Genomic DNA, 24,637 nt, shown 5'->3' on the forward strand with positions numbered 1-24,637 from the left:
ATAAATCTTAATGAATCATATACCCTTTGCTAGTCAAATTTCGGCGTAGGGGTGCCCGTGAAAGGACGCCGTGAATACGTCCATGTAGGCTCTATGACAGTATCCATGCTGCCAAAGCCTTTGCGAGCGCCATGGATGGCATGAATGTCGATTTTGCAGGAGCAAAATCGACCTAACACCCCGACGCCTCCATACGCTAATGCCGAAATTTGAAGTGCGATAGGTATAATATTACAGACTTTCTAGCTGTTTTCTCAAATTATTGATAGTTTCCTCGTCAACGATTTGCCGTGTAACATCGTATTGCACGCCGAGAAAATAAATCAGCTTGCCGCTCCGATCGCATAATGGAATGATCTTAAACCGGTTATAGAATAACTCTCCGTTTTTTTTATAATTGCGCAAAACCACTTCAACCGGTTTTTGTGCATTTATAGCCTCCTTAATCCTCTTAATTTCTTCTTGGTTTCGGTCATCGCCCTGCAAGAATCGACAATTGCGTCCGATCACTTCTTCCTGCGAATAACCGGTAACCGCTACAAACGCTTTATTGGCATAAACAATCGGCATGTCCTCGAGGTCAGGGTCGGCTAGCGTAATGCCGTTAATGCATTCATCCAGAATCAGCGATAGAATTTGCGGAATCAATCCCGGATCTTTTTCAGCGATAAAAGCCATTGTTATACTCCTAGATAAATTTTACGATTGGAACATTCAGTGTTGGCTGCCGGTAGCGTTCAATAACCTTTAAATCAAGACCCTTCCGGCTCACCGTAATGACCACCCAACAGTGTTTGGATATTTTCCAGCGAATTTTGCAAGCCTTCCTCGATGGCAACACGAATCAACTTTTCAAACGGCCTCATGAAGAAATCGACATGCAGCAACTCAAAGCTAATTTCTAATCGAGTCGAATCGATGCCGTTGTCCTCCTCAAAGGTATAAACTTCACGAAACTCTTGGCTTACCGATTCCAGCGCTAATGTTTGTAACGGCACAAATTCGGTGATCTCGAAGGTCGACTCTACTTTTTGCCCTTGCTCTATCCTAACTTGCTTGGCTCTCGAACCGACTCCGATAGGTTGTTCCTGCAGCACCTCAAATTCGATAACTTCCAAGGCCCATTTTGGATAATTATCAAAAAAATGAAAGCCGACATAATCGAACACGTCAGCAACGGTTTTTTCAAGACCTATACCAGCTTTCCCGATCAACGGTTTTGATAAATCAAACGCAAACATGCGGCCTCCTTGTCGATCGTGGTAAGTTGAAGTTTTTTTTCTCCGGCACCGAAATATCCATAGATATTTTCGGATAAATGTCGGCACACGTCATGTCAACCTCATTACTCATTAGCTTCCCCATATCGCCTAGTTGTTTGTTTTTTGAAAGAATCGATCACGTTTGAGTATTCAACGTTTAACAGTTCCTCGCTTAGACTGCTGACTAAGGTAGTCGAAACGCCTTAAGTCGAAAGAATTATTCAATCTTTCTATCTCGTGTTGCGCATGTATCTGTTCGGTAATGTCGTATTGAACGCCTAGAAAATAAATCAACCGACCTTCGTTATCGAATAAGGGGGTTACAGAAAGCCGATTGTAAAAAAGATCGCCGTTTTTTTTATAGTTTTTTAGCGTGACCTCAACTGCTCGTCGATTCTTGATCGCCTCACGCAAGATTTCGATCTCCGGTTGATCATGATCTTTTCCTTGCAAGAACCGGCAGTTTTTTCCAATAATGTCATCACGACTGTAACCGGTGATTTTTTCGAAAACTTCGTTCGCGAAGACGATCGGGTTATCTTCCAAATCGGGATCGGACAAGGTAATACCATTAACACACCCGTCCAAAATTTGAGTAAGAATGTGAGGAATGACTCCCGGATCTTTTTCTATTTGAAACTTCATGTTCAATACCCGCCATCTGACTCAAAAAATATCCGGATTGCTTAGCATTAGTCATCAATTCTGAACTCGTAATTAGCGTTCTCTAAGGAATGAGCACGAAATAACTCAGGCTTCATCGTTCCCACGCTCTGCGGCACTGCCATTAAGTTAAGGGAAACCCGTCATTCCGCCATGGACTGGCGGAATCCAGTGCCATGGATGGTAGGCTTTTGAAAACCATTCGAGCCTGAAGCCAGTATTACTATTCTGTGACGGCTTAACTTAATGGTAGTGACGCTCAGCGCTCATCGTTATACATAAGTTCTACAGCACGCTCGCGAACCTCCATGCCGTTAAACACCGAATCCCTACCCAGATCAAACCATAAGTGCTTGTGTTAGCATTGGTGGGGTTGCCATGGTACGCATAGCATACCCTACGGGGCTCGCCCCTAAGACTCTATTAACGTTTTGAGATTTCGAACCGTTCGGATCGCACCCTCTCTCACAGCAATACGAATCAGCTTTTCAAACGGTAGCATGAAGAGTTCGAGCCTCAATAATTCGAAAGTAAATGTGACTTCAGTCTGCTCCGGCGTCCGCCCGGGCTTAAAATCATAAAAACAACGATAGGGATTCGAAACACCTTCAAAAGTCAATTTACTAAGCGGATCAAAGCAAGTTACCTTAAAAGTCGACTCGCTTCTTTGACCCTGATCGATTCGTACCTGCCTGGCAAGGCTATTCAAACGTAACGGCGGATCGCTCAGTAATTCGCATTCGATGACCTCAGGCGACCACCGATGATAATTTTTAAAAAAATCGACCCCGATAAAATTAAACACATCATCCACCGGTTTATTGATGATTGTGCTAGCCGTACCCGAAGCGGAATGATCCGAAGTAAATCCAAACATTTACAGGCTCACCATTTGGTTAACAATAGAAGCGAAAGTCCTTGTGATTGGCTCATTCATTCCATTCATTTCGATCATAACGAATTGCCAATTAGAATATCAGCACAATTCACATTGGCAATCATCCGCCTTGCAATATTTCGCCGAATTCATTGAAAGTTATACCTTTCACCTTTCACCTTTCACCTTTCATCTTTCCTCTTTCTGCTCTCTACTCACCATAAAATTCACAAATCCGCCAAATTCCCTTTGGTTTCAAGCCAATGCTTACGATCCGGCGAGCGTTTTTTTGCTAATAGTAAATCCAATTGTTCGCTGGTATCGTCATCAGTGGCGACCGTCAATTGCACGAGCCGGCGGGTGTCGGGGTTCATCGTCGTTTCACGAAGCTGGCTCGGGTTCATTTCGCCTAAGCCTTTGAAACGCTGAACATTGATCTGGCCTTTCAACTTTTCTGCCTTAATTCGATCCAAAACGCCTTGGCGCTCGGCTTCGTCGAGCGCATAAAAGACTTTTTTGCCGATATCGACCCGATACAACGGCGGCATTGCGACAAATACATGGCCGGCTTGCACCAAAGCATTAAAGTGTTGATAAAACAATGCGCAAATCAATGTCGCAATATGATTACCGTCCGAGTCTGCGTCTGCCAAAATACATACCTTACCGTAGCGCAGGCTTCGTAAATCATCCGAACCCGGCTCTATACCCAAAGCCACCGCGATGTCATGAACCTCCTGAGACGCCATGACTTGGCTCGAATCGACTTCCCAGGTATTTAGGATTTTTCCCCGTAGCGGCATGATTGCCTGAAACTCTCGGTCTCTCGCCTGTTTGGCCGAACCGCCGGCCGAATCGCCCTCAACCAAAAACAATTCGGATCGGCCGATATCCTGGCCGGAACAATCGGCAAGCTTACCGGGTAGCGCAGGTCCCGAGGTCAATTTCTTACGAACGATTTTCTTAGCCGATTTCAATCGCTTTTGCGCACTGGCAATAATAATTTCGGCAATTTTTTCGCCTTCGGACGGATGCTGATTCAACCAAAGACTGAAACCGTCTTTCGCAACACCCGAAACGAACGCGACACATTCGCGCGAACTCAAACGCTCCTTGGTCTGCCCCGAAAACTGAGGATCTTCCAATTTGACCGACAAAATAAAATGGCAATGCTCCCAGACATCTTCCGGCGAAACCTTGATGCCTCGCGGCAATAGGTTCCTGAAATCGCAAAATTCGCGCATCGCTTCAGTCAAGCCGGCCCGTAAACCGTTGACATGCGTGCCGCCTTGCGCGGTCGGCACCAGATTGACATAACTTTCGTTAATCGCTTCGGGCAGACTATCGCCCGTCCATACGATACCCCATTCGACCGCTTCATGATCGGACGTCATTTTGCCCATAAAAGGCGGTTCGGGATAAAACTCGGCATCCCCTACACGATCGAGCAAATATTCCTTGAGGCCGTCTTGATAACACCATTGCCACTCCTCATCGGTAAATTCGGATTGCAAAGTAATATTGAGACCCGGGCATAATACCGCTTTCGCTCTCAATACATGCCTGAGCTTACTCACCGAAATCTTATTCGAATCGAAATATTTTTCATTCGGCCAAAACTTGACCGCCGTACCGGTATTGTTGCGACCCACCGAACCCGTTTCGGTTAACTCGCTCTGCTTTTCACCGTCGGCAAAAGTCATGCGATACACCTTACCGCCACGCTTGACTTCAATCTCCAAATGGGCCGACAACGCATTGACGACAGAAACGCCGACACCGTGCAAACCACCGGAAAACTGATAATTTTTATTCGAGAACTTCCCGCCGGCATGCAGTTGCGTCAAAATCACTTCGACACCGGGAATACCCTGCTCGGGATGAATATCGACTGGCATTCCTCGACCATTGTCGCTAACTAATACAGAACCGTCTTTATATAATACGACAGTAATATTGTCGGCATGCCCTGCTATCGCTTCGTCGACGCTGTTGTCGACAACCTCTTGCACCAGATGGTTCGGTCGGGTCGTATCGGTATACATACCGGGCCGTTTCCGAACAGGTTCCAAGCCGCTTAATACCTCTATCGCGGCTGCATTGTAATCATTACTCATACTTCCTAATCACTCATTATCCAAATTCATATATAATGGCCGGTTTGATTCCATCGCCCAATTTCTACGTACTATTTTATCTACATGCCGAGAAAAAAAACCACGAATTTATTCGAAGAGTCCCTAGCCGAGCTTGAGCAACTCGTCGAGCAAATGGAACAAGGTGAGCTATCTTTAGAAGATTCGTTAAAATCATTTGAACGCGGCGTCGCTTTAACCCGAACCTGCCAGAAAGCCTTGCAGGAAGCCGAACAGAAAGTTCAGATTTTACTGGAAAAAAACGGCACTCAAACTCTGGAGCCCTTCACCGATGAGTAACGCACTGAAAGACTATCTGACCTTTTGTCAAAACCGAGTCGAAAGAGCCTTGGAAGCCCGACTGCCAAGCGAAACCCAAATACCGGCTAAATTGCACGAAGCGATGCGCTATTGCGTGTTGGACGGCGGTAAACGCATGCGTCCGATGCTAACCTACTGTACAGGAAAAGCCTTGGGCATTGCACCGGAAGATTTAGACGGAGCGGCCTGTGCGGTTGAATTCATTCATGTTTATTCATTGATACATGACGATTTGCCGGCCATGGACGACGACGATCTCAGACGCGGAAAACCGACCTGCCATATCGCTTATGATGAAGCGACCGCCATTCTGACCGGCGACGCACTACAAGCACTGGCATTCAAGGTCTTGGCGGACGACCCGACCATCCAAGCCGATGCCGAAAGCCGTCTAAAAATGATTACGATGCTGGCCAAAGCTAGCGGCTCTCAAGGCATGGTCGGCGGTCAAGCCATCGATTTAGAATCGGTCGGCACAATGCTGACGCTGCCTCAGCTTGAAAATATGCATATCCACAAGACCGGCGCGTTAATCCGAGCCAGCGTCAACATGGCAACATTAACCAAGCCCGATATCGACCCGAAACAAGCCGAAGGCCTCGATCATTACGCAAAATGCATCGGCCTATCCTTCCAAGTCAAGGACGATATTTTGGACGAAGAGAGCGATACTGCAACACTCGGCAAAACCCAAGGCAAGGACAAGGACAACGACAAGCCGACTTACCCTGCCTTACTCGGTTTGGCCGGGGCAAAACAAAAAGCCCAGGAACTTCATGAGCAAGCCATCGAAAGCTTGAGCGGATTTGGGTCCGAGGCCGACTTGCTACGCGACTTGTCGCTTTATATTATTCAGCGGGATCATTAACTCCCGACTTGAACACTAGGATATTAATCTGCATAATCAGTCGGTAACCGCGTCCGTGCCGATCAATAAGGAATCGATTTATTCATGAAAATCACAGGAAACTTCCCCATACTAGACAGTATCAAGCTCCCCTCCGACCTAAGAAAACTGCCGAAGGAACGATTAAAACCGCTTGCCAAAGAACTTCGCGAGTTTCTGACCCACACGGTCAGTATTTCCGGCGGGCATTTTTCGGCAGGCCTCGGTACCGTGGAGTTGACCGTGGCACTGCATTACGTATTCGATACGCCGCGCGATCAATTGGTTTGGGATGTCGGCCATCAGGCTTATCCGCATAAGATCCTGACCGGACGCAAGGAGCGCATGACGACGATTCGCACGCGCGACGGCATTTGCGCGTTTCCGAACCGTTCCGAGAGCGAATACGATGCCTTCGGCGTCGGCCATTCGAGCACGTCGATCAGCGCGGCCTTAGGCATGGCGATCGCATCCGGTTTGCGCGGCGAGGACAAGCATTGCGTCGCGATCATCGGCGATGGCAGCATCACCGGCGGCATGGCCTTCGAAGCGATGAATCATGCCGGTGCGATCGACGCGAATTTGTTGGTGATCTTGAACGATAACGATATGTCGATTTCGCCGAATGTCGGCGCGTTGAATAATTATCTGACTAAGATTCTGTCGAGTAAGATTTATTCTTCGGTACGCGAAGAAAGCAAGAAGGTCCTCAGCAGCATGCCGAGCGTCTGGGAACTGGCGCGCAAGACCGAGGAGCACATGAAAGGCATGATCGTGCCGGGCACCTTGTTCGAGGAAATGGGTTTCAATTATATCGGTCCGATCGACGGCCACGATCTGGACATGCTGGTGTCGACGCTGGAGAATCTGAAACACATTTCCGGCCCGCGTTTCTTGCATATCGTCACCAAGAAAGGCAAGGGCTATGCGCCGGCCGAGAAAGACCCGCTCGCCTATCACGGCGTACCGGCCTTCGACCCGAGCCGCGATTGCCTGCCGAAATCGGCCCCTTCTCCGCACCCGACGTATACGCAGGTATTCGGAGAATGGCTCTGCGACATGGCCGAGCAGGACGAGCGCTTATTGGGCATTACCCCGGCGATGCGCGAAGGCTCGGGCCTGGTCGCGTTTTCCGAACGCTTTCCGAAGCGCTATTTCGATGTCGCTATCGCCGAGCAGCATGCCGTAACCTTAGCGGCGGGCCTGGCCTGCGAGGGCGGCAAACCGGTCGTCGCGATCTATTCAACCTTCTTACAACGCGGCTACGATCAATTGATACACGATGTGGTCTTGCAGGACCTGGACGTATTGTTTGCGCTCGACCGCGCAGGCTTAGTCGGCCCGGACGGCCCGACCCATGCAGGCAGTTTCGATTACACCTACATGCGCTGCCTGCCGAACATGCTGATCATGGCACCGGCCGACGAGAACGAATGCCGGCAGATGCTCTATACCGGTTATATTCATAAAGGCCCGGCTTCGGTCCGCTATCCACGCGGCAAAGGCCCGGGCGTGCCGGTCGATTGCACCATGACCGCACTGCCGATCGGCAAGGCCGAATTGCGCCATCAAGGCGGTCGCATCGCGATTCTGGCGTTCGGCAGCCTGGTGGCTCCGTCGGTCGAGGCCGGCAAGCAACTCGGCGCGACCGTAGTCAACATGCGTTTCATCAAGCCGATCGATGAAGCATTGATTCTGGAACTGGCCAAGAGTCACGACATTATCGTCACGGTCGAGGAAAACGTCGTCGCCGGCGGCGCCGGCAGCGCGGTCAACGAATTTCTGCAGGCGCAGAGAATCGTGATGCCGGTCTTGAATATCGGCCTGCCCGATGCCTTTATCGAACAAGGCACGCGCGAGGAATTACTGAGTTTTTGCGGATTGGATACACAAGGCATATTGCAGAGCATCGAGCAATTTTGCGCGTGATCTCATTGGCGAAAGCCGGCTTTGCTTGACACATGCCACCATGAAGATCATGTAGAATAAGCCACGCGGGGCGGGTTATTTAACCCGCCCCGATTGTTTCGGCTTGCTTTGGTCACGGTCAAAACGTTTAGGACGGGGCTGCAAACCCCGCCCTACCATGATTTATCGTTCCCATGCTCTGCGCTCGTCGTTATACATAAGTATAAATATGCCTAATTGTGCAAAAAGTAGCGACCGAGCGCTAAATGGTTGCGCTGTCCGGAAAGGCTATTGGTGTTTGAGCGTTACTGGCTTCGATAGTCGCGACGAAGGCGTCGCTCCCACAGAGAGCGGCGGACGCTCTGTGGGAGCGATCCCCTGATCGCGATCTCGAGGCCGAGAGTGTTAAGTAACAATAAATGCTATCGAGGTCTCATTGGTTAAGGTTGCAAAAAGGTAATTTTTGACTTATGTATAACGATAAGCGCTCTGCGTGAGAATGCCGCTTTAGACGCTCCGCGTCGACTGCGACTGAAGGTGGATTGGGAAACTGTAGGGAGTGTATTCGTTAGCTCCTGCTTGTTTTATCCTAAAAAGAGCAGTTGAGAGCCTCAAACTACCGTTCGCCCTGAGCCTGTCGAAGGGTGAACGGTAGTTTGAGGCTTCACCAGGCCGGCGAACGTGTTGTAGACCATTCATGCTTCGACTTTACTCAGCACGAACGGTCTACAACACATGCCAACTGCTCTTTTTAGGTTTATCGATCGATGGGAACGCAGGAGCGTCCCGGGATGCATTCCCACGCAGAGCGCGTCACTACCATTAAGTTAAGCCGTAACAGAATAAGTAAAGCTGGCACTCAGGCTCGAATGTGCTTCAAAAGCCTGCCATCCATGGCACTGGATTCCGCCAGTCCATGGCGGAATGACGGGCTTCCCTTAACTTAACGACAGTGACGCAGAGCGTAGGAACGATTAAACTCAATCTTCATGAAGCCTCATGCTCTACTTGGTTTTTCACTATTTCGAATCCCTTTTCCGTCTCGCACACAATGCGTACATTTTAACTATGAACAAATTAAAAGAAAAAATTCGCGACATCCCGGACTTCCCGAAGCCCGGCATTATCTTCAAAGATATTACACCGCTGGTTAAAGATCCGGTTGCAGTAAGACTTGCAGTCCATCATTTACTGCATCCGTTCTTGGAGAAAGACATTACCGCCGTAGCCGGTATGGAGGCACGGGGCTTTATATTCGGAGCATTGGTCGCATGGGAACTGGGATTGCCATTTGTACCGCTTAGAAAGCCGGGCAAATTACCCTATGACGTACAAAGCGTCTCTTATGATTTAGAATACGGATCGGCGACACTGGAAGCGCATAGCGATGCGTTCGAAACCGGGGACCGCGTTTTATTGATAGACGACTTGCTGGCAACGGGCGGAACCGCTAAAGCCAGTTGCGAACTGGTCGAGAAACTGGGCGCAACCGTTGAAGCCTGTGCATTTGTCGTTGAATTGGATTTTCTCAAAGGCCGTGAAAAGCTTGAAGCTTACGAAGTTCATTCGCTGCTTCACTTTTAACGCGATTCTCAGTTTCGACTATGCCCAAAGCAATCCAAAACGATCGGGGCAAACAGGTTAGTTTGAGGCTCTCAACGACTCTTTTTACTGTAAAAGTACCCTCATCCCGCCACCCCCATAGGCGCCAACTTAAGGAAAAACGCGTCATTCCGCCAGGGACTGGCGGAATCCAGGGCCAGGGGATGGCAAGGCTTAGCTTCACATCCATGTAACCTGGATATCGGCAATCCATGCCGATATGACATATAACGCCACAAATACACCAGAATAGACACTAAGCTGGCGCTTATGACCCGCCACCCCTCGTACTTTCATTTGCCGGAGCGATTGCCAGGCCTTCATGAACGTTACTGTGAAAGTTCGTAGATTTGGACACTTTATCTAATTTTTCGATATACAAAACTCTGTTCTGGCAATACCGGTTCCAGAGAGGGTGCGGTTGCTCGATCGACAGGCGTCGGCGGCAGGGGAGCCGCCGTCGAGCCTACATGGACGTATTCACGGCGTCCTGTCGGGCGAGTGACCGCACCCTCCGCCACCAGAGAACTTTCATTTGCCGGGGCGATGGCTAGGCCTTCATGAACGATAGGTTTAATAAAGATAAAAATAGTTGAAAATGACAGCCCTAATTTTTATCAGGCGCTTGATCGGTTAATTTTTCAGCATCATTTTCTTCAAAAAACGCTTCTTCCAATTCCAGCAATTCGTCAATATCGTCATTAGCGTCGGCGTTTACATTACCGTCATTTATCAGATTGTTACGCCACTGAAGATAAGATTCTCGGGTGAATACATAAGGGTCCAATGCCGCCTCATCAATGAACTTCAACGCACCGTCAGCATTAGCTCTAGCATTGACAACTTCCAACACTTGTAATACTTGCACCGGCATTCCAACATAGGTCGCAGGATTCGCCGCGGTATCCAATACCGCCCCGGGAATGCCCCTGGTGGTCGAAGGCCCTAAAAATGGCAGCATTAAATAAGAACCCTGAGGAACTCCCCACACCGCGAAGGTCTGATCAAAATCTTCTTCATGATGCTCCAATCCCATATCGGTTGCGATATCGAGCAAACCACCCAGACCCACCGTAGAATTCACCAAAAAACGCCCGGAATCCTCGGCACTTTGCTGAAACTTACCCTGCAAGACATCGTTGATAACTGTATTAATGGTTTTTAGATTGCCGAAAAAGTTGCTGACTCCAGTCCGAACAACATCCGGCGCTACCGTTTTATAAGCATTGGCGACAGGTTCGGCGACATATTCGTCAACCGTCATATTAAAAGCGTACACCTTACGGTTTATGTCTTCGTAAGGATCTACTTCCGATACCGATAAATCTTGATTCGCCGTCGTCGTGCAACCGCTTAACGCATAAGCCTGAGCACAAAGAAAAACGACAACAATTCGCTTAAGCTTGCTACTCATAATTCGCATAAAAGCCTATTGTTTGGAATAAAGATCGATTTTTTCGCTGATTTTTTCGATCAGTACATCATAGCCGTCCCGTTTCAAGATACTGCCGTACTCCGAACGCCTTAAAGCCAAATCGCTGACACCGTTGGCAATGATGTTGATTATTTTCCAGCTATTGCCTTTTTTCTTCAACATATAATCGAATTTAACATCCTTATCATCGGGTATGACCAAATAAGTATGCACGATGACACCGCCTCTTCCGGTCTCTTCCTCCGATTCGAATTTAAACGATTCGCCGGAGTATTCCTTGAAATTGTGCGCGTATGACGCAACACTGAATCGACTAAACACTTCGACAAATTTATCTTGTTGATCCGACGACATATTCTCCCATTCGCGTCCGACAACAACCCTGGCAATCATGTTTAAATCGTGGCTTTCAATTACCGGTTTTTCAAGCTTATCGAAACGGCCTTTATAACCTAGCTCCTTACCGTTTTTCATAACATCTAATAACTCGTCTTGAAAATTTTCAACGACCTCCCGGGCACTGAGAATATCCTCGGCATAGACTTCGGTTAAGCCCAGCAAAAGAAGCAAAAAAAGAACCGATATTTTATTGATTAGACTCTGATACATAAAAACTCCGAAAACATTGATTTCCGGCATGCTTTGCCGGCCGTAAAGAAGACATACCCTTTCGCTAGACTGTCGAAAAAAGCCGCTTTTAGCTAATTGCCGTGTACCCGCTTTTTAAACTCAAAATATTTTTGAAAAGGCGCACGATGCGCACCCTACGGCGCTCAAGCTTTCTTGGAATTTGTGTATTTATACACATCCCGCTATCGTTCCCACGCTCCAGCGTGGGAATGCAGCCCGAGACGCTGGAGCGGTACTCAAGCATTCCCACGCAGAGCGCTCATCGTTATACACAAGTCCCGCCATACCAGCCGGTAAGCGGATAACCAGCACGTAGCCCGTATGTAGCGTAACGAAATACGGGAATGGCGTGGCTCCGAGGTTCCCGGATGAAGCGCAACGTAATCCGGGGTACGCTTGGCAGGACGAGGTTTGCAACCTCGTCCGAAACGTTTTGATCCTGCCGAAGCCCATTGAAACGTTGGGGACGGGTTAAATAACCCGTCCCGCAGATGGCTAAAGCGATTTATTGGCCTTGCCATTCCTGGCACTGAATACCCGCTTCCCGGCGGGTATAACGGCGAAATGCCGGCATGAACACCCTTCGAACCTGCTTTAGGAATCCATCGCCTCGACGGTAATAGGAATGCCCGCGAGACCGGAAGACGGCTTTTCATTTGCATAAACAGGAACCGGCTCGGGAACCATGTCGCCTTCGGTTTTAGGCCCTCTGATCGCTGTCAATAGACCTTTAATCGGGTTTTTCATCATATCTTCTACGGCCGTTGCCTCGTAGCCGCAATGCGCCATGCAACTCGCGCATTTCGGATTTTTCGAAGTACCGTATTTTTCCCAAGGCGTTTCATCGAGCAATTGCTGGAAAGTTTCGGCATAACCTTCATCGGACAACAAATAGCAAGGCTTTTGCCAACCGAATACATTGCGGGTCGGATTGCCCCATGGCGTACAATTATAGCTTTGATTACCGGCCAAAAAGTCCAAATAGAGCGACGAATGATTCAATTTCCATTTACGATTCTTGCCGATCTTGAAAATACCCCGGAATAATTCCTTGACATCGCGTCCTTTGATGAAGATATCTTGTTGCGGCGCGCGTTCGTAACTAAATCCCGGCGCTATCGTAATGCCTTCGACGCCCAATTCCATCGCATAATCCAAAAACTCGGCCACTTCTTTCGCTTGCTCTCCTTGAAACAGCGTGCAATTGATCGTGACCCTAAAACCTTTATCGAGCGCTAACTTGATCGCTTCAACCGCTCTATCGAACACGCCGTCTTGACAAACCGATGCATCGTGTCTTTCTTTATTACCATCTAAATGAATGGAAAAAGTCAAATAAGGCGACGGTTTATAGTCATCGATCTTCTTTTTCAATAAGAGTGCATTCGTGCATAAATAGACGAATTTCTTTCTTGCGACGATGCCTTCGACAATTGCCGGCATATCTTTATGAATTAACGGTTCGCCACCGGGAATCGAAACCATTGGCGCATCACATTCGTCGACCGCTTGCAAACATTCCTCGACCGATAAACGCTTATCTAAAATATCATCCGGATAGTCGATCTTTCCGCATCCCGCGCAAGCCAGATTGCATCGAAACAAGGGCTCGAGCATTAAAACCAAAGGATATTTTTTAGCCCCTTTCAGTTTTTGCTTAATAAGATAACTACCAACTGCTAACTGCTGACGTAATGGCACACCCACGGGCATATCCTCCATAGTGACTGAATACAAGTAAGGCCGATCATAATCGAGCCTCATAAAACAGAAAAACGATCTGTTGCATACTTGCAACAGACCAAAAATACCATGCATCCTTCCGTGAAAACGACTGTCGGCGAATCAAAAAAACCCACCTGAAATATAAGTCCTTATAGATTACAATCATTTATAGATTTGCAAGTAGAATACTATCTTTTCGGTATTGACTCCAGTTTTAGCACAATTTTATCGCATTAAGAGCTAAACAGGGGTACATTGCGACCTATTTGCAAAAATGCAACACAAACTTTTAAATAATTGATTTTTATTCTATATAACAGAGCTGGAGCATAGGATTTTACTCATATTGGCTAGAAAACAACATTGCTTTGCAAAATACCAACAAACAGTCTATCATTGCCGTTAACTCAAGTCTGTTTCCAAAACTATCAAGACGAAATCTTAGAAAATAATCATGAGCGCATTACAACCGACACTGGACAAACCGGAGTCATTAACCGGCCTATCCGACGATGAATTTCAAGCACTGCTGCTTGAAGGCGTCTCCAGGACGTTTGCGCTGACTATTCCGCAGCTACCGGAAAATCTCTATCGCCCGGTAGCCAATGCCTATCTACTGTGCCGAATTGTCGACACCGTTGAAGACGAAGTTTCCCTAAGCCCCGACCAAAAAAAAATCTTCTGCGAACGTTTCATCGAAACTGTCAAGACCGGCCATGGCGCGAGTGATTTTGCCGCCGACCTAGCCCCCTTATTGTCGGAGCAAACCATTCCGGCCGAACATACGCTGATCGGCCTGACGCCACGCGTCATTCAAATCACGCATTCGTTCGATCCGCAACAAATTGAAGCGCTGGCGACTTGCGTCGAAACAATGGCACAAGGCATGCCGATCTTTCAGGCGCAAAACCTAAGCAACGGACTGCCGACCATGGCCGACATGGATAAATACTGCTATTACGTAGCCGGCTGTGTCGGCGAAATGCTCGCCAAACTGTTTTGCCATTACTCGCCCGAAATAGCGACTCATAGAGAGCGCCTACTCGAACTCTCGGTATCGTTCGGACAAGGCTTGCAAATGACCAACATCCTCAAGGATATATGGGACGACGCCGGCCGAGATGTTTGTTGGCTGCCCCAAGACATTTTCGACGAGACCGGTTTCGACTTATCCACGTTGACGCCGGAAACTGACGACGAGAACTTCCGAAAAGGCCTTGAACACCTAATCAGCATCGCGCACGGCCACCTAAGTAACGCACTCGCTTATACGCAGCTGATTCCGTCGCACGAAACCGGAATTAGAAACTTCTGCCTATGGGCGCTTGGCATGGCGGTCCTGACCTTGCGAAAAATCAAGCAAAACTTGGATTTCAAGCAATCCAACCAAGTCAAGATCACTCGAAACAGTGTCAAGGCAACCATCTTAACGACTCGTCTTACCGGGCGCAGCAACCTGCTGCTGTCCTTATTGTTTAATCTGACCAGCCGCGGGCTCGAATCGCCCGATTGGACTTACCACCCACAATCCCTGAAAGCTAAGTCAGCACTATAAAGGAAGCATTATGTTCACCGACGCCACTACAGAGATCAACACGCGCGACTTGCCCAGTTCCGCCACGGCCATCGTCGCCAAACCGAACGATTTAAGCAAAGCCATCGGCAAGGCGCAGGATTACCTGCTAAAGCTGCAGCAACCAGACGGCCATTGGATTTTCGAATTGGAAGCCGATTGCACGATTCCGTCCGAATACATCATGATGATGCACTATTTGGGCGAAATCGACGAAGTACTGCAAGCCAAGATTGCCAATTACCTAAGATCGCGCCAATCCGAGGATGGCAGCTACCCGCTATTTACCGGCGGCCCAGGCGATATCAGCGGCAGCGTCAAAGTTTATTATGCACTGAAAATGGCCGGCGATTCGATCGATGCGCCGCACATGCAAAAACTCAGAAATTACATTCTGAGTCAAGGCGGCGCGGCCAGAGCCAATGTCTTCACGCGCATCGCACTAGCGATATTCGAACAACTGCCTTGGCGCGGAGTGCCTTATATTCCAGTCGAAATCATGCTGCTTCCGAAATGGTTTCCGTTCCATTTGGATAAGGTTTCCTATTGGTCTAGAACTGTCATGGTGCCGTTGTTCGTTCTGTGCTCAGAAAAAGCGACCGCGAAAAACCCGAATAAAGTCGACATTCTAGAACTGTTCGTCGTTCATCCGGATAAGGAAAAACACTATTTTCCGGAACGGACCGCGCTGAACAAGTTTTTCTTGATGCTGGACAAGCTCGGCCGCGTGACGCGTCCGCTGATTCCTCAAAGCATGCACCAAAAAGCGCTCGACAGAGCCCAAGATTGGTTTATCGAACGCCTGAACGGGGAAGACGGCTTGGGCGGAATTTTCCCGGCCATGGTCAATGCTTACGAAGCGATGCTGCTGCTCGGCATGCCGAAAGATCATGAACTGGTCGTTACGGCTCGCAAAGCGATCGACAAATTGCTGGTCATCAACGAACACGACGCCTATTGCCAACCGTGCCTGTCGCCCGTCTGGGATACCGGCCTAACAGCCCTAGCTTTGCAAGAAGTCGACAAAAACGGCAATCGCGACGCGTTGATTCGCGCCTATGATTGGCTAAAATCCAAGCAATTGATAGACGAACCGGGCGACTGGCAAGTAACCAAACCCGAATTGAAAGGCGGAGGCTGGGCGTTTCAATATGCCAATCCACACTATCCCGATGTCGACGACACCGGACTGGTTGCGTTCGCCATGGCCGATTCTAATCTGCCCGAGTTGGACGAATCGATACACCGGGCTACACGCTGGATCGTCGGCATGCAATCGGAAAACGGCGGCTACGGCGCATTCGATGTCGACAACACTTATTATTACTTGAACGAAATTCCGTTCGCGGACCACGGCGCATTACTCGACCCGCCCACGGTCGACGTCAGCGCGCGTTGCGCGATGCTGATGGCACGCGTTGCAAAAGGTCACGACGAATACCGCCCGGCACTGCAACGCACAATCGACTATATTCGTAGCGAACAAGAAGCGGACGGCTCTTGGTTCGGACGCTGGGGAACCAACTATATCTACGGCACCTGGTCGGTATTATTGGGCCTAGAACAAACCGATGTTCCTAAAACCGACCCGATGTATGTCAACGCGGCAAGATGGCTGAAAAGCGTGCAACGCGAAGATGGCGGCTGGGGCGAGGACAACTTCAGTTATCATGACGAACAAAACTTTCGCGGAAAATATCGCTTCAGCACTGCGTTTCAAACCGCCTGGGCCATTATCGGCTTGATTGCGGCCGGCGAAGCGCATAGCCCGGAAGTCAAAGCCGGCGTCGAATTTCTAATGAAAACCCAGTTGACCGACGGTAGCTGGAACGACAAATGCTTTACCGCTCCCGGTTTTCCAAGAGTGTTTTATTTGAAATACCACGGCTACGATAAATTCTTCCCGTTGTGGGCCTTAGCTAAATACCGTAACGCGATCAATAACTCGTGATCACGGGGATTATTGCCGCCCTACCGGAAGAACTAAGCACCCTGACTTCGGCCAAACCGAAGAAAGGGTGCTGTCACGTCATCGCCGAAAATATCCTTATCATTCAATCCGGCGCCGGCCCGAAAAATGCCAAGCAAGCCGCTGAACAACTGCTCGATCAAGGTGCCGAACGCCTGATAAGCTGGGGTTGTGCCGCCGCGCTCGCACCTGGCTTGCGCCCAGGCAACCTAACCCTACCCGAACAACTCATTAGCGATGACCTGGAAAGCATCGACATCCGCTCGCCATGGCTTGCTGAAATGCAAACGCTATTAAACCCGCTTAATCCTGTCGCGCATATCAGCCTAGCGTCCAGCAAAACGCTTGTCGTCACAAGCATGGATAAACAAGAGATCCATCGAAAAACCGGTGCCGCGGCCCTGGACATGGAAAGCGTTGCCATCGCCAAAATCGCCAAGGCTCGCCGAATCGATTTTCTAGCAATTCGATCGATCGCAGACCCCGCCGACATGAGCCTACCTAAAGCCGTCGCGCACGCCTTGGACCAGGACGGCGAGGTCAATATCGCCAAACTGCTTAACCATCTAATCAAACATCCCTTAGAATTACCAAGCCTGATACAATTAGGCCGGCACTTTCATGCATCGCAAAAAACATTGAAACAGGCCGCATCGATTTGGCTGCCATCAATCGTTAACTAAAAATCCGCGCACCGCCGGCATGACTCAGCATCACGACACCCTTATTCACAGATTATTACTATGGTGGGACCGCCAAGTCGTGCGTTTTCCGTGGACTTTGCTAATTCTGACCGCGACTCTGTGCGGTCTTAGCCTGCATTACACGATCAACAACCTCGGATTCAATACCGATACGACGCAAATGTTGTCGCCGGACTTACCCTTTCAGGTCAATCGCTTTCGCCTGAACGACGCCTTTCCCGAAGACGCCGCCGCGATCATGTTGGTGGTCGACGGAGAAACCCCGGAACAAATCTCCCAAGCCGCCGCCGAACTCGCACAGCGTCTAAGCCGCGACAAGGAACACTTCGAGTCGGCAATAATACCGACCGATAATGCATTTTTTAAACAACAAGCCTTATTATTCCTAAGCCTTGACGAGTTAGACGATCTGTCGAAAAAACTCACCGATGCCCAACCGTTCATCGGCTATCTCGCGCAACATTACAATCTGGAAGGCTTATTCGAAATCATTCGCCAAGCGCTCGCGGAAAAAGACAAGTCCTTGCCGATGAATCTTACCCCGCTGCTGTCCGCGATTGACGACACAATCGACCGTCGACTCAATCGGAACCCTCGTTTTTTATCCTGGCAAAACCTACTGGCCGACCACCGACTCAACACCGAGTCTAAACGCTCGATCGTCATTGCCAAACCTAAACTGATTTTTACCGACATCATGCCCGCGGATTTTGCACTTTCGGTTGCCCGAGCCGTGAGTCAATCGATCATGCAGGAAAACCCTGCAGTCCGCATCAGAATTACAGGCGAAACCGCTCTACAACACGAAGAACTCGAAACAGTCAGTGAAGGCGCGATTATTTCGGGCATCTTGTCGCTACTTCTTGTTTGCGCCTCGCTATGGTTGAGCTTCCGCTCAGTCAAACTACTCTTGACGACATTGATCGCACTGATCATGGGCCTGATTCTGACCGCCGGTTTCGCCACACTCGCGGTCGGACACTTGAATATTATATCGGTCGCCTTTGCCGTGTTGTATATCGGACTCGGCGTCGACTATGCCACGCATTTGTGCCTACGCTACCGTGAATGCCGTGCAGCCGGCATGAACAATGAAGGCGCGATTACCGAAAGCATCAACAGCATCGGTTTCTCCTTGTTTTTATGCGCATTGACCACCGCCATCGGCTTTCTCGGATTCATTCCGACCGACTACTCCGGCGTATCTGAATTAGGCATTATTTCCAGTGCCGGCATGTTCATCGGCCTGGGGCTTTCATTATCGATCGTCCCCGCATTATTAAAAGTCATGCCGCTGGGCAAAACCGCCCCGTTTAGATCCTCGCAACTATCATCGGCCATCGCCCATTTTCCGTTTCGTCATGCCAAAGCGATCAGAGTCGCCAGCATACTGCTTGCCATTGCCTCGGCCGCGATACTCACGCAATTGGAGTTCGATTCCAGCACATTCAACTTACGCGACCCCAGCCGCGAATCGGCCTCGACATTCAAGGAACTCTTGTCGTCACGCAACGAATCGCCTTATTCGCTGACCGGTCTTGCAGACAGTCTAGAGGAAGCCGACCGGCGCGCGGAAGCATTACGGGCCCTGCCATCGACTCATGAAGCACTCACCCTTTCAAGCTTTGTCGCCGGCGATCAAGAGGACAAACTCTATCGAATCGAAGAGCTGGACATGATTCTCGGCGCCCAACTCAAACAATTCGGTAAACCGTTGCTTGCCAACGATCAGCGCGATGCCGCGATTCGTTTCGCCGTTACATTACAAAAAGCCATTGACGAAGCAACGACCGCTGTCCCGATTCCGGTACTTGAAACCTTACTCGCACGAATCGACAGCTATATCGAATTTGCCGACCGGCAACCCGAACCGGATGCCGAATACAGCCAATTGGAACAAAACATATTGGGCCTGCTGCCTTATACGATGCAGCGCTTGAGCATCAGTTTGACCGCCCAAGCTTACGACCTGGAAGACCTGCCGCCTTACATAACCGACCATTGGCAAAGTAAAACCGGCCTTTATAAAATCATGGTCACGCCGGAGCAAAACCTGAACATCGTCAGTCACCGGGAAGCCTTCGTCACTGACGTACAAAGCATCGATGCAAGCGTCTCAGGCCTGCCGATTATTGATAAAGCCTCCGGCGACGCGATCATCCTGTCATTTGTCGAAGCCTTCGCTTGCGCATTCGCGGCGATCGTCGTGCTCATGCTGATAATTACGAAAAACATCCGCGATACGCTATTGATGATCGGATCGTTACTGCTTGCGACCTTATTGACCGGAGCGACCAATGTCTTGCTCAACAATCCGTTTAATTTCGCCAACATCATCGCCCTGCCGCTACTGATGGGCATGGGCGTCGACAGCGGCATTCATGTCGTGCACCGACTGAACAGTCACTGGTCGAACGGCGTCGATCTGCTGCAAAGCAGCACCGCGCGAGGCGTCCTATTCAGTTCTTTAACAACCTTATGCAGTTTTTCCAGTCTTGCCTTCACGCCTCATCCAGGCACATCCAGCATGGGCTTGTTACTGGCGATCGGCATATCTTTCACCATCATTTGCACGTTAATCGTGCTGCCTGCATTTAGCCGGCACAAAATATAAATTTAGAGGTCTTTTTATGTCTTTCAGCATAGCCGAGCTATTAGCGCAACACAGTGAAGATAAATTTGAGTTGCATGAAAAACATTTGAATAATCAAATGGTTCGCGTTTTAAAAACAATCGGATACGACCGCAATTACAAACGCGCGGTTGGCCAATATCTCTACGACGAACAAGGCAACGAATATCTCGACCTGTTGAGCGGCTTCGGCGTATTCGCGATCGGCCGCAACCACCCGACCGTAATCAGCGCGTTACAAGAAACTTTGACGCTCGAATTGCCCAACCTGGTACAACTCGACGTCTCAATATTGAGCGGCTTACTGGCCAAAGAAATCTTGACGACGACGCCGGAAAATCTCGAAAAAATGTTTTTTTGCAACTCGGGCACCGAGGCGGTCGAGGCCGCGATCAAATTCGCGCGCTACACCACCAAACGCTCGAAAATCGTCTATTGCGAGCACGGTTATCACGGCTTAACCATGGGCGCGCTCTCGCTGAACGGCGAAAAAATCTTCCGAGAAGGCTTCGGCCCGCTCCTGCCCGAATGCATTGCGATACCGTTCAACGACTTAGCGGCACTCGAACAAGCCCTAAGCAACAAAGACGTTGCCGCCTTCATCGTCGAACCGATACAAGGCAAGGGCGTCAACCTGCCCGACGACAACTACCTTGTCGAAGTCGAACGCCTCTGTAAAAAATATGGAACGCTGTTCGTCGCCGACGAAATCCAAACCGGTATCGGTCGCACCGGTAAATTCTGGGCGATCGATCATTACGGCGCCAAGCCCGATATGATCCTGATGTCCAAAGCCCTATCCGGCGGTTTCGTCCCGGTCGGCGCGGTCGCGATGACGCAGCACATCATGGACACGGTATTCAATCGCATGGACCGCGCAGTCGTGCATGGGTCGACTTTTTCCAAAAACAACATGGCGATGGCCGCAGGGCTGGCCGGTCTTGAAGTCATCAAATCGGAAAATTTGGTTGAACAAAGCGCGACAGTCGGCAACGACATCATCGCCAGCCTGAACGCCTTGTCGACAAAATACGAATTCTTGAAAGAAGCGCGCGGCAAAGGCTCGATGATCGCGATCGAATTCCACGCCCCGAAAAGCCTGACTTTGAAAGCCGCCTGGGCAATGCTGGAAGCCGCCAACAAAGGGCTGTTCTGTCAAATGATCACAATACCGCTATTCAAGGACCACCGGATTCTGACGCAAGTCGCCGGACACGGCATGAACGTCGTCAAACTGCTGCCGCCGCTAACCTTAACGCAAAAAGACCGCGATCACATCATCAACGCCTTCGACCAAACCATCGCCGCTACGCATCAAGTACCGGGCACGATTTGGGACTTGGGTAAAAACTTGGCGAGTCATGCGTTGAAGGGCAAAGCTGGGAAATAATTCGTAGTATATTTTCGGAGCCCGCGCAGGGCTAAAGATATGACCTCCCCCTTTGACAAAGGGGGATTTTCTATTTTCGCTCGTTCCCAAGCTCCCGCTCACTGCCATTAAGTTAAGCCGTTCGTGGTGAGCCTGTCGAACCATGGACGGCTTAACTTATCGACCCAGGATTTTTCCATTCACCCTTCGACAGGCTCAGGGCGAACGGAAAAATCCTTAACTTAATGGCAGTGAAGCTCCCGCTCCCATCGTTATACACATCTTTATGTGAACCACGTCATTCCGGCATGGAGTGCCGGAATCCTGGCTACAGGGATGCACGGTATTGGCCGTGCCATCCCTGGCACTGAATACCCCCTTCCCGGCGGGCATGATGGGACTTGTGCATATCGATGAGAGCGGGAGCTTGGGGAACAGCGATAAATTATGATAATTTACCATTAAAGCTAAAGTCTACCTGACCTGTTTTCCAAATTTAAGCTGAGGAAACAGATTAAAATTCTCATATTTGAACCCCTATCATGAAAATAGGAAATAGTAATCATGCCAACGATCACATTTGACACTCACGAATTCATTAAGCGGCTGAAATCCGTAGGTTTTTCTGAAGAGCAAGCAGAGGTATTTGCTGCGGAACATCGCCGTATTATTGAGGACACCTTAGTTACTAAAGAACACCTGGATATGCGTTTACGCGAAATGGAATACCGACTCATTATCAAATTGGGCGGCATGATGATGGCCGCAGTTGCCGTTGTTGCAACATTGGTGAAGATTTTATAGATTTTACTCTTTCCCAAGCTATTGAGACTGTGAAAGTATTCAATATTATAAAATAACCATGAAGAGCATGAAGAATTAGACTGTTGATTTTATAGGATTTTTCTTCATTGTCTACATTTGCTCGTTCCCAAGCTCCAGCTTGGGAACGCAGGCGCCGGAAGCTCTGCTTCCCGAGACTAGACAAGTCAGTTGAAACTGACGCAGTTGCACCGCGAAGCTAGAGCTTCGCGCATCGGTTTCCCAAGCTGGAGCTTGGGAAACAGCGAATTCGAACCCCCAAGGTTTTAATCGCGACGAAGGCGTCGCCCCCACAAGGAGTCGGATGCCCTGTGGGAGCGATCCCCTGATTGCGATTTCGAAGCCGAGAGTGTTAAGTGACAATCAATGGAATCGAGGCCTCATTGGCTAAGATTGCAAAAGGATAATTTATGACTTATGCATAACAATGAGAGTCGGCGCTTGGGTAACAGCGAACGCTGCTTGTTTCAGGAGGCGGCAGGTCGGATTAGCGTAGCGTAACTCGACATTCTTCGACCGAAACACTAGCTTCACGAGGCTTGCCAAATCAGTTAAAAATGTACACTTCACGCAAAGAGGAGAATAGATATGCTTCTTTCTCGCTTTGCAGCGCGAAACTCTATCTTCCACATGTAGCAGGTGCTTCAATCCGCCCCAAACGTTTCGATTTCCTTTTGTCCACGGCCGAAGCGTTTAGAATTACGTTGAGATTCTGTAGGTGTCTACATTAGGTACACGCAGCGTAACCTACCCGGCTCAAGCACATTGCTTAAAAACATCATTATACTTTGCCGAGTAGCATTTGTAGTGCAATTGAAACCCTTGATTCCATATTGGATTCTGCAATATCTCAGCCATATGAATTCTATAAGGGAAACGCTCACCATTTAATTCACATGAATCGCCGATTTGATCCATTCTAAAATTTTCTTTAGTGATCAAGCGATATAACATCTTTGTCGTCAAAAAATACCAGTTGTGAATTCGATTTTCAGCGCAATACAAAGATGCGGCACGGAACATGCCCCATATAATACTCCGGTTCAAATGACGTTCATTACACAAGTAATCAACGTCATCATGCACGCTATGTTTTTCAGTCAATCCTGTCGGCGGACCGCCATCATTGGAACGCCGCCTTACTTCTTTAATTACGCACAGTCGTGATACCTCCACCGATCTATGTAAATCCGATTTGATAACTCCATTGCTAAGTCTACAATGCTTTTCCAGCGGTAAGTAACCTAGCTCCGGTAGAATCAATCGCATAGCACCGACAAAGTGACCGGTTAATTTATTCTTCACTATAAAATGAACGGCATGCTTATCCCAATCATCCATTTCCAATTGGCCGCCATTTGATGTTTTTTCAAACCCCATCTCTTCACAATAAACTTGATAACGGATATTGTAATGGATCTGCTTCGACTCATCGTTATCGGCAAGATAAACGTCAAAATAATCATCGAACATCATAAAATACACCTTACTGCGATACCGGGCTTAAAAATATAAATCTTTGAAACCATCTTGAAACTGGTGTGAAGAAATAAATCTTACGCCTAAACGCAAGAAAAAAAGTAATGTAACTATTCACATCCCCTATCGTTCCCACGCCCCAGCATGGGAACGATAATTGCCGGGAAACTGAATAGCTGCAAAGTAATTGCTAAAGTAAAACTAAATTGAACTATTAACAACTTTCAAAATCTACAACTTATACCCATCGTGGATCAAAATTCGGCACCGGGGTGATCGTCAAAGGACGCCATGAATACGTCCATATAGGCTCTATGCCAGCATCCATGCTGGCAAAGCCTTTACCGATCACCCCGGCGCCTCCTTAAGCAGGCGCCGAAATTTGAAGTGCGAAAGGTATAGTATATGAAAGCGTAGACTATTTCGAATGAGACACGCTAAAGTTATTAAAATTAAGCATTAACCATGGATAGAGTCAGCCTAATCGCGCAGATCGTAATTATTCACCTCCTCTATCATTCCCACGCCCCAGCGCTCGTCGTTATACACAAATCGTAGATACCATCTTAGCTAATGTGACGTCGATACCGTTTGTTGTCACCTAACGCTCCCGGTTTCGAAATCGCGATCAGGGGATCGCTCCCA

At 48.9% G+C, this 24,637-nt stretch carries 19 protein-coding genes; 10 read left to right on the forward strand and 9 right to left on the reverse strand.

Annotated features, from left to right (window positions below):
- Window positions 1–231 precede the first annotated feature (231 nt).
- The 5 genes from EQU24_RS15300 to parE form a co-directional block, all read right to left on the reverse strand.
- The gene (locus EQU24_RS15300; RefSeq protein WP_017842762.1) at window positions 232–678 is read right to left on the reverse strand and encodes a PAS sensor domain-containing protein; all 447 of its coding nucleotides are present in this window, start codon (window positions 676–678) and stop codon (window positions 232–234) included.
- Window positions 679–752: 74 nt separating this feature from the next.
- Window positions 753–1,241 carry an SRPBCC family protein gene (locus EQU24_RS15305; RefSeq protein ID WP_017842761.1) on the reverse strand — a complete coding sequence of 163 codons (489 nt, stop codon included), beginning with the start codon at window positions 1,239–1,241 and terminating at the stop codon, window positions 753–755.
- A 171-nt stretch (window positions 1,242–1,412) separates the two neighbouring features.
- Window positions 1,413–1,907: a PAS domain-containing protein gene (locus EQU24_RS15310; protein ID WP_017842760.1), complete on the reverse strand. Its 495-nt coding sequence runs from the start codon at window positions 1,905–1,907 to the stop codon at window positions 1,413–1,415.
- 430 nt (window positions 1,908–2,337) lie between these two features.
- The gene (locus EQU24_RS15315) at window positions 2,338–2,802 is read right to left on the reverse strand and encodes an SRPBCC family protein (protein WP_017842759.1); all 465 of its coding nucleotides are present in this window, start codon (window positions 2,800–2,802) and stop codon (window positions 2,338–2,340) included.
- A gap of 227 nt (window positions 2,803–3,029) precedes the next feature.
- Window positions 3,030–4,919 (reverse strand): DNA topoisomerase IV subunit B, encoded by a 1,890-nt coding sequence (gene parE, locus EQU24_RS15320; RefSeq protein ID WP_017842758.1) that lies wholly within the window; start codon window positions 4,917–4,919, stop codon window positions 3,030–3,032.
- Between the two features lie 84 nt (window positions 4,920–5,003).
- Between parE and EQU24_RS15325 the strand changes: the two genes are divergently transcribed.
- The 4 genes from EQU24_RS15325 (at window position 5,004) to EQU24_RS15340 (ending at window position 9,636) form a co-directional block, all read left to right on the forward strand.
- Window positions 5,004–5,237: an exodeoxyribonuclease VII small subunit gene (locus EQU24_RS15325; protein WP_017842757.1), complete on the forward strand. Its 234-nt coding sequence runs from the start codon at window positions 5,004–5,006 to the stop codon at window positions 5,235–5,237.
- Window positions 5,230–6,126, forward strand: coding sequence for a (2E,6E)-farnesyl diphosphate synthase (gene ispA, locus EQU24_RS15330; protein ID WP_017842756.1), 897 nt, complete (start codon window positions 5,230–5,232; stop codon window positions 6,124–6,126). Before EQU24_RS15325 ends, ispA begins: the two co-directional genes overlap by 8 nt.
- 84 nt (window positions 6,127–6,210) lie before the next feature.
- Window positions 6,211–8,073 (forward strand): 1-deoxy-D-xylulose-5-phosphate synthase, encoded by a 1,863-nt coding sequence (gene dxs, locus EQU24_RS15335; RefSeq protein ID WP_017842755.1) that lies wholly within the window; start codon window positions 6,211–6,213, stop codon window positions 8,071–8,073.
- A gap of 1,047 nt (window positions 8,074–9,120) precedes the next feature.
- On the forward strand, window positions 9,121–9,636 hold the full coding sequence (locus EQU24_RS15340; protein ID WP_026130392.1) for an adenine phosphoribosyltransferase: 516 nt from the start codon (window positions 9,121–9,123) through the stop codon (window positions 9,634–9,636).
- Between the two features lie 625 nt (window positions 9,637–10,261).
- Here the strand turns inward: EQU24_RS15340 and EQU24_RS15345 are convergent.
- From EQU24_RS15345 to hpnH, 3 genes are all read right to left on the reverse strand, one after another.
- Window positions 10,262–11,068 (reverse strand): MlaA family lipoprotein, encoded by an 807-nt coding sequence (locus EQU24_RS15345; RefSeq protein ID WP_017842753.1) that lies wholly within the window; start codon window positions 11,066–11,068, stop codon window positions 10,262–10,264.
- A gap of 15 nt (window positions 11,069–11,083) precedes the next feature.
- The gene (locus EQU24_RS15350) at window positions 11,084–11,698 is read right to left on the reverse strand and encodes an ABC transporter substrate-binding protein (RefSeq protein WP_026130391.1); all 615 of its coding nucleotides are present in this window, start codon (window positions 11,696–11,698) and stop codon (window positions 11,084–11,086) included.
- A 615-nt stretch (window positions 11,699–12,313) separates the two neighbouring features.
- On the reverse strand, window positions 12,314–13,426 hold the full coding sequence (gene hpnH / locus EQU24_RS15355) for an adenosyl-hopene transferase HpnH (RefSeq protein WP_026130390.1): 1,113 nt from the start codon (window positions 13,424–13,426) through the stop codon (window positions 12,314–12,316).
- A gap of 472 nt (window positions 13,427–13,898) precedes the next feature.
- Between hpnH and EQU24_RS15360 the strand changes: the two genes are divergently transcribed.
- The 6 genes from EQU24_RS15360 (at window position 13,899) to EQU24_RS15385 (ending at window position 22,495) form a co-directional block, all read left to right on the forward strand.
- A complete protein-coding gene (locus EQU24_RS15360) occupies window positions 13,899–14,999 on the forward strand; it encodes a phytoene/squalene synthase family protein (RefSeq protein WP_017842750.1) in 1,101 nt (366 codons plus the stop codon).
- Between the two features lie 10 nt (window positions 15,000–15,009).
- A complete protein-coding gene (shc, locus tag EQU24_RS15365) occupies window positions 15,010–16,968 on the forward strand; it encodes a squalene--hopene cyclase (RefSeq protein WP_017842749.1) in 1,959 nt (652 codons plus the stop codon).
- The gene (locus tag EQU24_RS15370; protein ID WP_017842748.1) at window positions 16,965–17,669 is read left to right on the forward strand and encodes a phosphorylase family protein; all 705 of its coding nucleotides are present in this window, start codon (window positions 16,965–16,967) and stop codon (window positions 17,667–17,669) included. The genes shc and EQU24_RS15370 overlap by 4 nt, the downstream gene beginning before the upstream one ends.
- A 19-nt stretch (window positions 17,670–17,688) precedes the next feature.
- Window positions 17,689–20,304, forward strand: a complete 2,616-nt coding sequence (locus tag EQU24_RS15375; RefSeq protein WP_017842747.1) for an MMPL family transporter — start codon at window positions 17,689–17,691, stop codon at window positions 20,302–20,304.
- Between the two features lie 16 nt (window positions 20,305–20,320).
- Window positions 20,321–21,712, forward strand: coding sequence for an aspartate aminotransferase family protein (locus EQU24_RS15380; protein WP_017842746.1), 1,392 nt, complete (start codon window positions 20,321–20,323; stop codon window positions 21,710–21,712).
- Between the two features lie 543 nt (window positions 21,713–22,255).
- Entirely contained in the window at window positions 22,256–22,495 is a 240-nt protein-coding gene (locus tag EQU24_RS15385) for a CCDC90 family protein (protein ID WP_017842745.1), read from the forward strand.
- Window positions 22,496–23,269: 774 nt separating this feature from the next.
- Here the strand turns inward: EQU24_RS15385 and EQU24_RS15390 are convergent.
- Window positions 23,270–23,989 carry a PEP-CTERM/exosortase system-associated acyltransferase gene (locus EQU24_RS15390; protein ID WP_017842744.1) on the reverse strand — a complete coding sequence of 240 codons (720 nt, stop codon included), beginning with the start codon at window positions 23,987–23,989 and terminating at the stop codon, window positions 23,270–23,272.
- Between the last annotated feature and the right edge of the window lie 648 nt (window positions 23,990–24,637).

Origin of the sequence: Methylotuvimicrobium buryatense (assembly GCF_005931095.1) — a bacterium.
In the GTDB taxonomy this organism is placed as follows: domain Bacteria; phylum Pseudomonadota; class Gammaproteobacteria; order Methylococcales; family Methylomonadaceae; genus Methylotuvimicrobium; species Methylotuvimicrobium buryatense.